The 15,489-nt window shown below is 32.1% G+C and carries 11 protein-coding genes and 1 pseudogene; 6 read left to right on the forward strand and 6 right to left on the reverse strand.

All coding sequences use genetic code 11. The features are described 5' to 3' along the window. Together KA856_RS01150 and KA856_RS01155 are read left to right on the forward strand one after the other, a co-directional pair. Positions 1 to 237, forward strand: a 237-nt coding sequence (locus tag KA856_RS01150) for an LPXTG cell wall anchor domain-containing protein (RefSeq protein ID WP_210138394.1), incomplete at its 5' end; no start/stop codon positions are given. A 161-nt stretch (positions 238 to 398) separates the two neighbouring features. Then, positions 399 to 2,021 carry a poly(glycerol-phosphate) alpha-glucosyltransferase gene (locus KA856_RS01155; RefSeq protein WP_210138395.1) on the forward strand — a complete coding sequence of 541 codons (1,623 nt, stop codon included), beginning with the start codon at positions 399 to 401 and terminating at the stop codon, positions 2,019 to 2,021. 90 nt (positions 2,022 to 2,111) lie between these two features. On the opposite strand, the gene panC is transcribed toward KA856_RS01155, so the two are convergent. Together panC and panB are read right to left on the reverse strand one after the other, a co-directional pair. Then, positions 2,112 to 2,960 carry a pantoate--beta-alanine ligase gene (panC, locus tag KA856_RS01160; RefSeq protein ID WP_210138396.1) on the reverse strand — a complete coding sequence of 283 codons (849 nt, stop codon included), beginning with the start codon at positions 2,958 to 2,960 and terminating at the stop codon, positions 2,112 to 2,114. Further along, on the reverse strand, positions 2,957 to 3,763 hold the full coding sequence (panB, locus tag KA856_RS01165; RefSeq protein WP_210138397.1) for a 3-methyl-2-oxobutanoate hydroxymethyltransferase: 807 nt from the start codon (positions 3,761 to 3,763) through the stop codon (positions 2,957 to 2,959). Before panB ends, panC begins: the two co-directional genes overlap by 4 nt. A gap of 300 nt (positions 3,764 to 4,063) precedes the next feature. On the opposite strand from panB, the gene KA856_RS01170 reads away from it, so the two are divergent. The 4 genes from KA856_RS01170 (at position 4,064) to KA856_RS01185 (ending at position 9,281) form a co-directional block, all read left to right on the forward strand. Beyond that, positions 4,064 to 5,560: a glycosyltransferase gene (locus KA856_RS01170; RefSeq protein WP_210138398.1), complete on the forward strand. Its 1,497-nt coding sequence runs from the start codon at positions 4,064 to 4,066 to the stop codon at positions 5,558 to 5,560. A 306-nt stretch (positions 5,561 to 5,866) separates the two neighbouring features. Further along, on the forward strand, positions 5,867 to 6,547 hold the full coding sequence (locus KA856_RS01175; protein WP_210138399.1) for a M15 family metallopeptidase: 681 nt from the start codon (positions 5,867 to 5,869) through the stop codon (positions 6,545 to 6,547). Between the two features lie 60 nt (positions 6,548 to 6,607). Continuing rightward, entirely contained in the window at positions 6,608 to 7,813 is a 1,206-nt protein-coding gene (gene pbp4 / locus KA856_RS01180; protein ID WP_210138400.1) for a penicillin-binding protein PBP4, read from the forward strand. Between the two features lie 187 nt (positions 7,814 to 8,000). Then, the gene (locus KA856_RS01185; RefSeq protein WP_210138401.1) at positions 8,001 to 9,281 is read left to right on the forward strand and encodes an amidohydrolase family protein; all 1,281 of its coding nucleotides are present in this window, start codon (positions 8,001 to 8,003) and stop codon (positions 9,279 to 9,281) included. A 95-nt stretch (positions 9,282 to 9,376) separates the two neighbouring features. On the opposite strand, the gene KA856_RS01190 is transcribed toward KA856_RS01185, so the two are convergent. The 4 genes and pseudogenes from KA856_RS01190 to licT all read right to left on the reverse strand — a co-directional run bounded on the left by KA856_RS01190 (position 9,377) and on the right by licT (position 15,380). Further along, the gene (locus KA856_RS01190; RefSeq protein ID WP_210138513.1) at positions 9,377 to 10,825 is read right to left on the reverse strand and encodes a glycoside hydrolase family 1 protein; all 1,449 of its coding nucleotides are present in this window, start codon (positions 10,823 to 10,825) and stop codon (positions 9,377 to 9,379) included. 42 nt (positions 10,826 to 10,867) lie between these two features. Next, positions 10,868 to 12,282, reverse strand: a pseudogene (locus tag KA856_RS01195) (6-phospho-beta-glucosidase); the annotation flags it as partial. A gap of 18 nt (positions 12,283 to 12,300) precedes the next feature. Continuing rightward, positions 12,301 to 14,259 carry a beta-glucoside-specific PTS transporter subunit IIABC gene (locus KA856_RS01200; protein WP_210138402.1) on the reverse strand — a complete coding sequence of 653 codons (1,959 nt, stop codon included), beginning with the start codon at positions 14,257 to 14,259 and terminating at the stop codon, positions 12,301 to 12,303. 296 nt (positions 14,260 to 14,555) lie between these two features. Further along, positions 14,556 to 15,380 carry a BglG family transcription antiterminator LicT gene (gene licT, locus KA856_RS01205; protein ID WP_119537791.1) on the reverse strand — a complete coding sequence of 275 codons (825 nt, stop codon included), beginning with the start codon at positions 15,378 to 15,380 and terminating at the stop codon, positions 14,556 to 14,558. Positions 15,381 to 15,489 lie beyond the last annotated feature (109 nt).

Genomic DNA, 15,489 nt, shown 5'->3' on the forward strand with positions numbered 1-15,489 from the left:
GATGCGGACAGTGATGCGGACGTCGAAAGTGGTGTTGATACAGAAAATGATAAGAATCCTACCTCTACATCGACAAGAAATCAAAGTAAAAATCACTCTAAAACTAATAGTGAAAAAACATTACCTGAAACAGGTAAAGATGAAAAATCGAATTTATCTTTGACGGGTGGTTTGTTTGCTTTAGCAGGATCAATTCTTTTATTTAGACGTCGCAAAAATCAAAGTGAAAATCAATAATTTGTTGAGAAAGAGAGGGCTAGGAGGATAATTATACTAGTCCTCTTTCTATATTTATTAAAAATGCTTAGACATACAATATATAAATTTGCAGATTATAATTATAAGCTTTATTGAAATAGATGATATAAAAATTACGGTACAATTTTGGAGGAAGTCTAATGAATATCTCAGAGAAAATTAATAAATTAGTTTCTCAGAAAGAAGCACAAATGTCATTAGGAAAATTTGCATTTATTAGTCTGGGAAAGAGTAATATGAAAGCAACAGTAAAATTATTAAAAAATTCTCGATATTTGGAAAGAGACATCTTAAAACAATGTGAAAAATTCAGAAAAAAAGCTGGCGTATATCCTATTTGGATTAAATTAGATATAGTGACAGATACTGAAAATGTCTGTTTTGATGATCTGGTTAAAGAATTAGTAGACACAAGAAGAAATTATATAGATTTTGGTATTGCTTTAGATAAGTTTTGGAATACTGTTTTTTTAGCAGAAGAAATTAATGCAAATGCTTTTGTAAGGCCTGATAAAAAGGATAAGTCCACTTTTATATTATCTGAAGAAAATATCAATAACTATTTAAGAAAATATACCGCACACAATAAACGATATAGTCACAAATTTTATCAAGGAAAACAAGTCATTAAATTTTATACTAAAAGTTTTATTTGCGACGAAAACCATATTTATTCATTAGGTGAGCGAGGACTGACTAAAAATTTGAGGACAGTGGAAGACTTAGATAAAGAGTTTTATCGGTTGATAGAAAAAGGAACAGAATACTTAAAGAATATGTTGCACCCGTCTGGTAAGTATGATTATGGTTATTTTCCACACTTTGATAAAAAAATCAATTTTTACAATATTTTACGTCATGCCTCTTCAACTTATGCATTGATTGAGGGATTGAATTACTTGGAAAAAGATCTTACACCTGTTGAAAAGGCATTAGAGTATTTAATAAATAACTATATTTATGAAAGGCAAAATATTGGTTATGTTTTTGATGACACAAATAACATAAATGAAATTAAACTTGGTCAGAATGCGGCATTTGTGTTTGCGATATGTGAGTATTTGAAACATAACCCAGGAAATAAACAATACTTAAAAAAAGCACAAGATGTGGCAAGTGGAATATTAAAAATGATTAATTTGAATACTGGAGAAACGATACATGTGCTGAATTATCCTGATTTAACAGTGAAGGATAAACAGCGTATTGTTTATTATGATGGGGAAGCTGCGTTAGCCTTACTACGTTTATATCAAATTGATCATAATGAAACATGGTTAGAAGCAGTTAAAACGATGTTTGAACATTTTATTACTCACAATTATTGGCAATACCATGATCATTGGTTAGGTTATTGTACAAATGAATTAGTTCAAATTGACCCTCAAGAAAAATATTATCGATTTGGAATTCAGAATGTAAGTAACTATTTAGATTATATAAAATATAGAGATACAACATACCCAACATTTTTAGAAATGCTTATGGCCACACATAAAACGATAGAAAATGCTAAAGCTAATGGGCATGAAAAACTCGTTAAGGAATTAATTGATGAAGATAAACTTTTAAACACAATTGATATAAGAGCTAATTATGAACGTACAGGTTTCTTTTATCCAGAAATTGCTATGTATTTTAAAAATCCAGAAAGAATATTAGGATCGTTTTTTATTAAACATCATGGCTATCGTGTAAGAATTGATGATATTGAGCACTATTTGTCAGGTTATGTACAATATCAAAAGGTTTTTAATAGTTAGTTTAATTTTATATTTGTATATTAAAATAATGGTTGATTTCATTTGAAGAAGGTGAAATCAACCATTACTGATTTTGAATTATCCAGTTAATTAATCTCCGATAATCATATTATCTATTAAACGTGCTTTGTTGAATTTTACTGCAAGTGAAATGAAAATTTTTCCATTAATGTGAGTGATTGCTTCTAATTCTGGATAACTATATATAGCTACTGTTTCTATATTACCGGATGTATGCTGTTTAATATAAGTTTTGGCTGTGTCTATTAATTTGGCACAATTACGTTCTCCTTGAAGATATTGTTCATTGGCTAACTGTAAACTTTTATATAGTGCTGGCGCTTCTTGTCGTTCTGTAGGCGTCAAATAAACATTGCGTGAACTTTTAGCGAGACCGTCTGATTCTCGTACTGTATTAACACCAATGATGTCTATTGGGTGATTAAAATCTACGACTATTTTTTCAACGATAGCTAGTTGCTGCGCATCTTTTTTGCCGAAATACGCACGATGTGGTCGAATAATATTAAATAATTTGTTAACAACTGTGATGACACCATTGAAATGGCCAGGGCGTTGTGCACCTTCTAAAACAGTGGCGAGTCTACCAGCATTTAACGTTATTGTGGGTTTTTCTGGGTACATCTCTTCTACTGTAGGATAAAAGATATAGTCTACACCAACAGACGCTGCCTTAATTTTATCTTGGTCTATATTTCTAGGGTATGCATCAAAATCTTCATTTGGTCCAAATTGTAATGGATTTACAAAAATACTGATGATTGTAATGTCATTTTCCTTTACTGATTGTGACATCATTTCCAAATGACCTTCGTGTAAAGCCCCCATCGTTGGAACAAAGCCGAGGGACTGATTGTTTTTTATTAAATTTGTACTTATTTTACTCATTTCTTTGATAGATGTAATTAATGTTGTCATTCTGATACCTCATCCATGATTTGTTTTTTATAAGTGTGTGAAACATCAGGAAATATTTCGTTTTTGACTTCTTTATGATATTGCATTAAAGCGTTTATGCCACTGGAAAAATCTCCATATTGTTTTACGAATTTGGCTTGATGTGGAACTTCATAATTGAGTACATCATGATAGACCAATACTTGTCCATCAGTATCTTTACCTGCACCTATACCAATCACTGGGATGTCTAAATTTTTGGTGATTTGTGCAGCTAAATCACTCGGAACAGCTTCTAAAACGAGCATGATAGCGCCAGCTTGTTGTACAGCGTAAGCATCGTTTATGAGTTGTTGTGCGGTTTCTTTTGTATTGGCTTGCATCTTATATCCAGTGATACCAACACTTTGTGGGGTAAGTCCTAAATGTGAAACGACTGGTATACCAATGTTCTGGCAATTGTTTATAAAATCAATTAAATGTGCGCCTTCGACTTTAATTGCATTTGTTTGCTTGTATAAATTTATAGCATTTTCTAAATCAGAGTGTTCACTAATACCAACAGCACCAAAAGGAACATCAACAATCATAAAGGTATTAGGGGCACCGCGACGCACTGCTTTCGCATGATGGATCATATCTGACATCGTTACTTGAACCGTACTTTCATAACCTAACACCGTCATACCCAAAGAATCTCCAACTAAAAGAGTATCGATTTGTGCAGTTTCTGCTTGTTTTGCACTAGGGTAATCATAAGCTGTAACCATTGAAATTTTATTAGCATGCTGTTTCATATCTATTAAATGCTTTAATGTTAACAATTATACTCAACTCCGTTGTCTAAATATTTTTATATTTAATCATATAGTAACGAATGTATTCGAAAAATAAAATTAATTTAGTAATTTAATACATCTTTTTATACTAGATAAATAAATTAAAAAGTTTCATACGAGAAAAAAGAGGTTACAATTACAAATAATATTAGGTGTGTAATACATATTAGTTTATAATAACTAGTAAATAATAAATGAAATGTACAATATAAATGATTAGTTTTTAAATTTATTAAGGCAAACGATATAAATACTACACTATAGGTATGAAAATGAGGGGAAATCATGATATATACAATAACAAGCACATTACCACCAGTACATGGAGGTAGAACTAAGGCATTGCTAAGTCGAATAAAATTAATAGATAGTGAATTAGGGATCAAAAGTAAAATTGTAACAACGAATTATAATGCCAATTACCCATCTGTTTATGAAAAGTTTATAAACGAGGAAAAAGTGACAGAGCATACAGAATTTGAAAATATATACGATTGGTTAAGTGGCTTCAAACTATTAGAAATACCGAAGACTAAATTTAAAAAACAACCTAAATATCAAACGATGAACCGTGAACTCAAAGGATTGGAAAGTAAAAGTTTTAATGGTGGCAATGTCATGAGATATTATAAAAATGGTGATTACGTATTGTACAGAAAATATTATAACAATAGTAATATAGTTCAATTTGAAGATTTTATGTCATCTATTAGTAAAAAACGATTAGAACGTTGGGAATACAATAAATTTGGTCAATTGCATAGAAAGATTTTTTACACACATAACCCTTTTTCAAAATTATGTGAGCTCTACTTTGATACACAAGGCGATATATATTGTAAAAAGTTTTTTAATACAGAACAAGAAAGTTTAGATTATATACAACTTTATAAAAATGATAGACCTTATTTATCCTTCAGTAGTGAAAAAGCCTTATTTAAATATTATTTTGACCATCGCTTCAGTGATGGTGATGTGGTATTTAATGATGCCAGACTTTTAGATGAACCATTATTAAATCAAACACATGCAACTAAAAATATTTTGGTTTTTCATAATAGTCATTTGAATGGACAACAAATGAAAGGTTCATATAAATTTGCATTAAATCATTCTGAAAAAGTAGAAAAATATTTAATATTAACTGAAAAGCAAAAAGAAGATATTATTAGCCAAGTTACATTAGATGAAAGACAATTATCAGTAATTCCACATTCGATTAAAACATATAAATCACATGCAAACGAAAATAAATTAGACCGATTTATTTTTATAGGTAGATTAGGTCTTCAAAAACAAGTGGACCATTTAATTAAAGCGTATAAACAATTTTTAGATTATGGGTATGATACGAAATTATCCATATTTGGTATGGATGAAGATGGACAAAAAAAGGTGTTGTTGGATTTAATTGATCAATTTGGTATTCAAGATAAAGTAGACATCAATGATTTTACGAATAATCCTTTGAAAGAATTTCAACAATCAAAAGCTTCACTTTTAACAAGTAAATTTGAAGGATTTGGCTTAACAGTAATGGAGAGTATCGAAGTCGGTTGTCCAGTTATTGCTTATGATGTTAGGTATGGTCCGTCAGAGATTATAAATCACGGTACGAATGGATATCTCGTTGAGCCGGATAATATTAAAGCATTTGCTGATTGTATGGCTAAAATAATAGATGAACCCTTTAATTGCGTACAGACGAGATCAGAGCTTAGACATGATAAAGCTGTAGAAAATTATAAAAAGTTATTTCAAGACATCGGGTATACTAAATAATATAATTTTTATCAGTCTCTCTCTAGCATATTTAGTAATCAGTGTGTACCTGCTTGCATATTTTATAAAATACAAAATGTACGATAAAACAGTTGTCATTGCTTAACCACAGCAGGGTAACTGTTTTTATAATGTTGTTTTTCATTTTGAAGGTTGATAGTTGTGTTTTGAAATATTAATAAATTCAATAAAATACTTGTCTCTTATATACAGCGTGTTATATTAATGTTAATTGCAATTGTTTTTAAAACTATTTTATTGTCCGTCAATATTTGTTTTGATTATACTTTTTAAAAAGGAGTAACAATGAATAAATTTAAATTATTGATTATCATGTTGTGTTTAGTCTTAGTTGGATGTTCTACTCAAGACAATGAATCTGAGCATAAAGACAGTAAAAATCATGAAAAACAGCAAAGTAACAATAGTGAAAATAAGCATCATAAAGAAGTGAAGCATGGTGTAACGTATATTGATGATATATTAATTGTGAACAAAGATATTTCGTTACCAGAACATTTTGATCCTGGAGAAAATAAAGAAGCGCGTGATGCATTACAGAAACTTTTAAATGATGGTAATAATCGAGGATTTCAATTATCAAATGCCAGTGGTTTCAGAAGTTATCAAAGCCAAGAACAGTTATTTGATCAATATGTTCAAAGAGATGGAGAAGAAGCAGCCAATAAATACAGTGCGAAGCCAGGCCATTCAGAACATCAAACTGGACTGACATACGATATCGTTTCTGAGAACACAGATACCAACTTTAAAACTTCTTTTGGTAAGACTAAGGAAGGGCAGTGGCTCAAAGATAATGCTTACAAGTACGGTTTTATCATCAGATATCCGAAGAATAAAACGCATATTACAGGTTACCAATATGAACCGTGGCATATCAGATATGTTGGGAAAGATACAGCTAAAAAATTATATAAAAGTAATGAAACATTAGAAGAGTACTTAAACCTATATCCAAAAAAATAAGATTAAACTTGAAGTGTGCTTGATTATTTAATATAAATTTTTAGAGAGGAATGGTCATCATTGTTTAAGAAATTAAGTGTGGTGATGCTAAGTTGGTTGCTTACGTTAACTGCTATTGCACCAATAGCTACAATAACTGCTGAAACAGAAAAATCAGCGAGTCCTAAGCAAAGTGTTAAATACAAACCAGAAAGTGTTAGCGTGATAGCTCAAACAGGTCAAATTTTATATCAAGATAAAGCGGAAAAAGTAACTGATCCAGCTTCTTTGACTAAAATGATGACGATGTATTTGACATTAGATGCGATAGAAAACGGTGATATAAAAGGTACAGACAAAATAAAAATCACTTCAGATTATGCAAATATGTCTGTATTACCTGATTTAGCTAGTGTACCTTTAGAGAGAGGAAAGTCTTACTCTATTAATCAATTTCTTAGACAAATCACTTTAGAATCAAGCAATGCAGCTACACTTATTTTGGGTGAGAAGGTGAGTGGTTCAACATCAAAATTCACAGATGAAATGAACCATAAAGCGAAAAAACTCGGTATGGACCATACGCATTTTGTGAATCCTACAGGTGCAGATAATCATCTTTTACAGCAATATGCTCCAAAGCAATATCAAAAAGAGCGCCAAACACAAACTACTGCAGATGATATGACCATTCTAATGCAAAATATATTAAAAGAGCATCCTAAGATTTTAAAATATAGTTCTAAAACAACAGATAAACAATTTGGAACAGAATTAAAAACAAAAAATATTTCTTTAAAGGGACAACGATTTGAATTAAAAGGTGCAGATGGATTGAAAACAGGAACAAGCGATGAAGGTTATAGTTTAGCGTTAACAAGTAAACGTAATGGTTTACGTCTCAATGAAGCGATACTCAATGTGAAACCATTTCCTAGTATGAAAGCTAAAAATGCACGCCATAAAATTGCTAATGCCATTATGAATAAACAATTTAACAAATATGAATATCGAAAAGTGTTAAGTGAAGGAGAACACGAAATTAACGGAAAAACGTACCAAGTTAAGCAAGATTTATATGATGTAGTTCCTAAAAAAATGGATCAGTTAAAGTTTAATGTGAATAAAGAAGGCAAAGTATATGTAGCCTATAAGCGTCAATTTATTAAAGGTACACATGCGCCTCAAGTAGATGCCACAGTTAAAAAAGACGACAATAAATTTACTGCATTTTTCAAAAATTTGTTCAGTAAAGATGCGCATAAAATTTCCCAATATAATCTATGAATTATAAACAAATCATTCAATTTATCTGCTGATACCACGACTTAATTGTGGCATGTGTCAGCAGATTTTTTGTCATAAAGTCCGCTAAATCTAATAAATTGGTGTTCATTTCAACCATATTCACTGGGTAATAATTGCTTAAAAACGTATTAAGACTTATGGTAGAAGGGTATAGGAGGTTTTATGAATGCGTAAAAAATTCATTAATGCATCAATTTATAAGTATGATGAAGCTTCAGAAATTTTAGTTGAAAACGGTAAGTTTAAAGCATTTGGCAAGAATCTTGATGAAGCGGATGAAGTGATTGATTTAGAAGGTGCTTTAGTTTTGCCACCATATGTTGATGCTCATCTTCATCTAGATTATTATTTTACAGGACAAAATCCTCAAATCAAAAATACATCTGGAACATTGTTTGAGGCTATTGATTTATGGAATGATTATAAAAAAGGCACTACAAAAGAAGAAATGAAATCGCGTATGCGTCAAGCAGTCAACGACGTAGCGAGCTACGGCACACAATATATTCGTGCTCAAACGGATTGTACAGATCCTGATTTAACAGGTATCAAAGCAGTACTTGAAGTAAGGGATGAATTGAAAGATAATATTACGATTCAGGTTGTGGCATTTCCTCAAAATGGTATGTATGCTTTTGAAGAGAAAGGTAAAACAGGCCGTGATTTAATTGAAGAATCCTTAAAATTAGGTGCAGATTGTGTCGGTGGTATTCCACACAATGAATGGAGTCCAGAAGCAGGAGCGAAATCAATTAAAGAAATCGTTAGACTCGCTATCCAATATGATAAATTAATTGATGTACACTGTGATGAAACAGATGACGTACAAGCGCGTTTCTTAGAAATATTAAATGCAGAAGTGATGAAACAAGGTTATGGGAATGCTACGACAGCTTCACATACTTGTTCATTTGGTTCAGCTGATGATGCTTATGCATTTCGAATGATGGGGCTATTTCGCCAATCAGGTTTAAATTTTGTCTCTTGTCCAACTGAAAATTTATATTTACAAGGCAGACAAGATAGTTATCCAAAAAGAAGAGGATTAACACGTGTCAAAGAGTTTGTAGATAATGCTATTAATGTGGCTTTTGGTCAAGATTCAATTGTTGATTTATGGTACCCAGCAGGATCAGGTAATTTAATGAATATTTTAGACAATGGCTTGCATGCCACACAATTAATGCGAGAAGAAGATTTTCCACGTAATTTCGATTTAATTACTTATAACGGTGCAAAATTAATGCATTTAGATGAAGTTTACGGTTTATCAGAAGGCAAGCCAGCAAACTTTATCGTGTTGGATGCACCAAATGTATTTGAAGCGCAACGTCGACGTGTTGACTGTCTTGCTTCGATACGTAATGGTGAATATCTATTTAGAAAAGAAAAGCCGAAATATACAACTGCATTAGATATTGATCGCCAAACAAAACAATACTTGTAATTGCATCATATACGATAAAATGCTGAGACGATAGAAAGTCTCAGCATTTTTATCTGTATTCATATTGATTGCATTGAAATGCGTATTTTATGAAACTATAATGATGCTCCATTCGTTGAGATAATATTTTTGTACCATTCAAAAGAATCTTTTTTCATACGTTTCATACTTCCGTTACCATAGTTATCTTGATCAACATAAATGTAGCCATAACGTTTTGACATCTCGCTTGTAGACATTGAAATCAGATCGATAGGCGCCCAAGAGAGATAGCCTATTAAGTCCACACCATCTTCGACAGCTTTTTTTGCTTCAGCCATATGTTTACTTAGATAGTCTATGCGATAGTCATCGTGAATTTTTCCATCAACAACTTCATCAACTGCACCTAAGCCGTTTTCAACTATAAATAATGGCACTCTATAGCGATCCCACAATTCATTTAAAACAATTCTTAAGCCGATTGGATCAATTTGCCAACCCCAATCAGAAGCTTCTAAGTAAGGGTTTTTTAAACTGTTCATCAAGTTGCCCTGAGTTGTTTGTCCTTCTGGAGCTACAGATGACAACGACATATAATAGCTAAATGATAGATAGTCAACTGTATGTTGTTTAATGATATCTAAATCATTATCTTGAATATCTAATTCAATGCCGTTATCTGTTAAAAATTGTTTGTAAAAATTAGGATATTCCCCTCTAACCTGTACGTCAGTATACATTAAATTCATTTGGTCTTCTTGTTGTGCTTTTAATACATCTTGTGGATTACAAGTATATGGATAATGTTTCATCCTTGCGATCATACAACCCATTTGTGCACTTGGGTCAATCTCTTTTAATTTTTGAGTAGCTAACGCTGATGCTACAAACTGATGATGAAGGGCTTGATACGAAGCTGCAATAGGATGATCTAATTTATCTGAAATGATACCGGCTCCTGTAAAAGGTGAGATATTAATCACATTGATTTCGTTAAATGTTATCCAATATTTTACATCATTTTTATAACGATTGAAGACCGTTTCGGCATAGTGAACAAAATGATCAATGACCTTACGATTAATCCAACCATTATATTTTTCAGTTAAACCAAAAGGTGTCTCATAATGGCTTAAAGTTACAACAGGTTCAATATTATATGATTTTAATGTTTTAAACACATCATCATAAAATGCAAGCCCCGCTTCGTTTGGCTCATTTTCGTATCCCTTTGGAAAAATACGTGACCAATTGATAGACATTCTAAATGCTTTAAATCCCATTTCAGCAAACAACTTAATATCTTCTTTATAGTTATGATAAAAATCTATACCAACACGTTTAGGGAAGTAGCCTTGGTACTGACCTGATTTAACTTTATCAATGAAATCTGATGTTACTTCCATATGATTATCACCTGTGCGTTGACTTTTAGGAACATATTCTGAAAAGTCAGCACTCGACAAACCTTTACCATCAATGTTAAATGCGCCTTCTATTTGGTTAGCTGCGGTTGCGCCACCCCATAAAAAATTCTTTTTAAAACCTTTAATATTTTCCATGTTAAATACCTCACTCACTTTTTTTGAATTAGTATGATAAATTTTCGCATTACTTTGAATAACCTTTTGATACCAATAGAATGAATCTTTACGGTATCTATTTAATGAACCATTTCCTTGATTGTCTCTATCAACATAAATAAAACCATAACGTTTTTTCATTTCTCCACTACCTGCTGAAACTAAATCTATACAACCCCATGAAGTATATCCAAGGAGTGGGACGCCATCTTTTACCGCTTCGATCATTTGATTTAAGTGGTCACTTAAATATTTAATTCTATAAGTATCATGAATACTGCCATCATCTTCAAGTCTATCAATTTCACCTAAGCCATTTTCTACGATGAATAAAGGTTTTTGATAGCGGTCATATATTTGATTCATTGTCACGCGTAATCCTACGGGATCAATTTGCCAGCCCCAATTTGATGCTTCTAAGTATGGATTTTTAAGAGAAGCAAAAGCATTACCAGCTTCTTTGTTTTGGTTGATTTCATCATCACCGCTTTCAAGTCGGCTTGAATAATAAGAAAATGAAATATAGTCCACTGTGTATTGTTTTAAAATTTCATCATCCCCAGTTTGTTTATCGATGGAAACATCTAAATCTTCAAACATACGTTTACTATAGTTAGGGTATTCACCACGAGTTTGAACATCTATAAAGATATATTGTTCTCGATTTTTAGAAAGTGCAGCCATCACATCATTTGGATGAGACGTATTTGGATATACATCACCAGCAGCCAACATACAACCTATTTGATTTGTATCGTCAATTTCTTTAGCGATTTTCGTGGCTAAGCTTGATGCGATAAGTTGATGATGTGCGGCTTGGTACATAACCTGATTTTTATTTTCATTATCTGGAATAATTAAGCCACCACCAATATAAGGAATGTGTAAAATCATGTTAATTTCATTATGCGTAATCCAATACTTAACTTGGTTACTATATCGCTTAAATAGGACAGTTGCATAATTTAAAAAGAAATCTACGGTTTTACGGTTATACCATCCACCATAATTTTTAGCTAAATAATATGGCGTATCAAAATGATTGATTGTAACAATGGGCTCAATACCATATTTTTCTAAAGTTTCGAAGATTTTATCATAAAAAGCCAAGCTTTTTGGTTTGGTTCTGTTTCATCACCATTTGGAAAAATTCTTGGCCAAGAGATTGAAAAGCGTAATGCTTTAAAACCCATTTCGGCGAATAATTTGATATCTTCTTCATAATGGTGATAAAAGTCGATCGATTGATGACTAGGATAAAAATCAAAAGTGTTATTCAGTTCTTTAGCTGGGTTGAATAGTGGTTCTTTACGCGCTTCTCCTGCTGGTAGTAGGTCTACCAAACTAAGCCCTTTACCATTTTTATCGTACGCACCTTCAACTTGGTTCGCGGCGATAGCGCCACCCCATAAAAAATCTTTGCCTAATACTGACATGATATTGCCTCCTTATATTTAATAAATGACAGAAATTAATGAATCTCTTTCTTTAACTGTTTGTTGTTCTTCTATCACAACGTCTTTGGTTGCGTTTGTGTTTGTTACTACTATCATTACAGTGTCATCATATGCATTTTCTTGTATTTTTTGTGAGTCAAACTGTATAAGTGGCTGGTTGACTGTAACTGTATCTCCTTGGCTTACGAGTGGCTTAAAACCTAAGCCGTCTAGTTTCACGGTATCGATGCCGATATGGATAAGCAATTCTGTACCATTTTTGGATTTTAAGCCGATTGCATGACCAGTAGGGAATAAACTTTCTACTGTTGCCTCAAATGGTGCAATAATCGTATCAGATGATGGTTTAATAGCAATCCCTTTGCCCATTGCAAGAGATGAGAATACAGGGTCATCTACAAGTTCAAGGTTTTTCATTTCACCAGAGACAGGAGATACAATAAAATCATCTTTTGGTTCAGTAATAGCTTCATCAACTGAAGCGCTTGATGCATTATTTTTGGCATCATCCTTTTGTTGTTCTGATTCTGGTGCAGTAGCTTGGACTTCTTGTTCATTTTTATCAGAGTGCACAAGATACCCAACGATACTACCCACTAATACGGCTAACAATGAAGCGATAATAGTTGCCCAGAATGCAAAGTTCAATCCACTTTCTCCGATAAACGTAGTATAACCAAAGATACCAAGGCCTCCCATAAAATACATTTTGGTACCTGCGAAACCTATGAAACCACTAAACAATCCACTAATGATACAGCTATAAATAAAGAGTTTTTTTCTTGGTAAAGTAACACCGTAAATTGCAGGCTCTGTTACACCAAAAATGCCAGATATAGCTGCTGGTAAAGATATCGATTTTAGTTTAGTATTTTTAGTTTTTAAGAAAAGCCCAATAACGATTCCAGTTTGAGCAAATGAAGCGGCGAATATTAAGGGGTTAATGATATCGTAACCAGACGTAGAAACATTATTGATCATAATTGCAACTAGATCCCAATGAATACCAAATATGACAAAGACTTGCCAAAATGCACCTAATAGCAAACCGGCTAATATAGGACTTAAGCCATAGATGTTTATTGCTCCTGAACCAATCCAATTAGCAACCCATGAAGATATTGGTCCGATTACGATAAATGTTATCGGAACAATGATTAGCAAGGTGAAAAATGGGACAAAGAATGTTTTGACAACATCAGGAATAATACGTTTTAATTTTCTTTCCAAAATACTCGCAAAATAGATAGCTACTATAATAGGAATAACACTAGATGTATAATTCATAGAAATTACTGGAATTCCTAAAAAAGATAAATTTGATTCGACTTCAAAAATTGTACCACCGAAAAGTGTATGCGCGCCTTTTGCTCCAAACTCCATTGCAGAAACTAAAGTTGGATACACAATTGCTGCCCCGATAGCCATGCCAATAAAATGATTGGAACCAAACTTTTTGGCAGCAGTAAAACCTAAAAATACTGGGAAGAAATAGAATAACGCGTCACCTAATGCAAATAATATTTGATATGTTCCAGATGATTCTGTTAACCAGCCAAGTGCTAAGAATAATGCAGCAAAACCTTTAATCATCCCAGCAGCTGCAAGAATACCAAGAATCGGTTGGAAGATACCTGAAATTAAATCAATAAATCGATTTAATATGTTACCTGATCCTTTCTCTTGTGATTGATCATCACTAGCTGAATCAAGATGAGTCACTTTAGTAATTGCATCGTAAACATCAGGAACATGGTTACCAATCACAACCTGGTATTGTCCACTAGATTGCATAACTGTTACAATTTCATCATGATTTTTTAAAAATTCTGTATCGGCTTTGCTCTCATCTTTTAGTTTGAAGCGTAAGCGTGTAATACAATGTGTAAGCGAGTTGATGTTTTCTTCACCACCAACTTTTTCAACAATTTCCTGTGCTAAATTTTCATATTTCATTGGTTCATTCACCTCAATTTTTAATTAGTTTCCTAGCTACATCATGTTTTTGAATGTTATTTTGAGTGGCCACTCAATGAAATTAAAGCAGTTTGAAAACAAGTAATAAGCTAAAAAATAAAAAAACCCAGAATAATACACATACGTCCCTACACAAAAGGTTCGTAATGCATTACTCTGGGTTTTGCCTACTTAAAGTTACAACCCCAAACGTTGATAGCAACGTCAAAAGTAACAATATATAAGTTTAAACACAGTATAGTCTCTATAAAAATAAATGTCAACGCTTACATTTACTATTTTAACAGTCTTGCGATATGCAAGATTAAATAAACACGTTCATCGTTAGATATTTTGTGGTTATAATGTTTGAATAAAAAATCTGCTATTTTATCGACACAAACATCGGATTTAGCATACTTTTGTCTTAAAACATCAAGTAAGTTTTCATCTGTAACTTCACTTAAAGATTGTTGATTAATTAGCCTTTGGCTAAAAAACTTAAGGTGTGTCATAAATCTAGAATAATTGAGTTCATCTTCGTTGATAGAGAGATTGAAATGATAACGAACAATATCAACAATACTTTTAGTGATTTTAGTAATTTCATAAATATTTGCAATATTTTCATCTAAACTAGCATTCACAATATGCATAGCAATAAATCCAATTTCATCTTTTGGCAACGTTACATTGAAATATTGATTGATTTTGTGTAATCCATCACGAGCTACGTCATATTCTTTGGGGTAAAGCGTGCGTATTTCATAAAGTAATGGATTTTTGATATCAAAACCTTCATGTGTGCGTTCGATGGCATAATTTATATGGTCAGTTAATGCGATATATATCGATTCTGAAATAGGTGAATCATAAAGTTTATTAGCTTCTTTAATGATTTGTTCGCTGACTAAAAGGACATCTTGATTGATTTCATCTAATAAAGTTAACATGCGTTCTTGATCTTGACTTGTTAAGCGAAACACTTTTTCAATTTTATCACGTTCTAATTGTTGGCCGTTTTTCTTACCAAATGCTAAGCCGTTTCCCATGACGATGCGCTCATTCCCATTAATTTTAGATAGCACAACGTTATTATTTAATATTTTAGTAATTTTCATAATAAAACATTCCCTTAGTTATATGATTTCGAATGCTTACATATTAAATATAGTTGAGAAGGTGTTCAATAGTCAAAATTTATTCTTTAATCTTATTATGAAATTTTAT

Source organism: Staphylococcus sp. GDB9P120P (genome assembly GCF_017893435.1).
In the GTDB taxonomy this organism is placed as follows: Bacteria; Bacillota; Bacilli; order Staphylococcales; family Staphylococcaceae; genus Staphylococcus; species Staphylococcus cohnii.

Coding starts and splice junctions, on each gene's coding strand:
- KA856_RS01155 (WP_210138395.1), top strand. CDS start 399: ATGAATATCTCAGAGAAAATTAATAAATTAGTTTCTCAGAAAGAAGCA.
- panC (WP_210138396.1), bottom strand. CDS start 2,960: ATGACAACATTAATTACATCTATCAAAGAAATGAGTAAAATAAGTACA.
- KA856_RS01170 (WP_210138398.1), top strand. CDS start 4,064: ATGATATATACAATAACAAGCACATTACCACCAGTACATGGAGGTAGA.
- KA856_RS01175 (WP_210138399.1), top strand. CDS start 5,867: ATGAATAAATTTAAATTATTGATTATCATGTTGTGTTTAGTCTTAGTT.
- KA856_RS01185 (WP_210138401.1), top strand. CDS start 8,001: ATGCGTAAAAAATTCATTAATGCATCAATTTATAAGTATGATGAAGCT.
- KA856_RS01190 (WP_210138513.1), bottom strand. CDS start 10,825: ATGGAAAATATTAAAGGTTTTAAAAAGAATTTTTTATGGGGTGGCGCA.
- KA856_RS01200 (WP_210138402.1), bottom strand. CDS start 14,259: ATGAAATATGAAAATTTAGCACAGGAAATTGTTGAAAAAGTTGGTGGT.
- licT (WP_119537791.1), bottom strand. CDS start 15,380: ATGAAAATTACTAAAATATTAAATAATAACGTTGTGCTATCTAAAATT.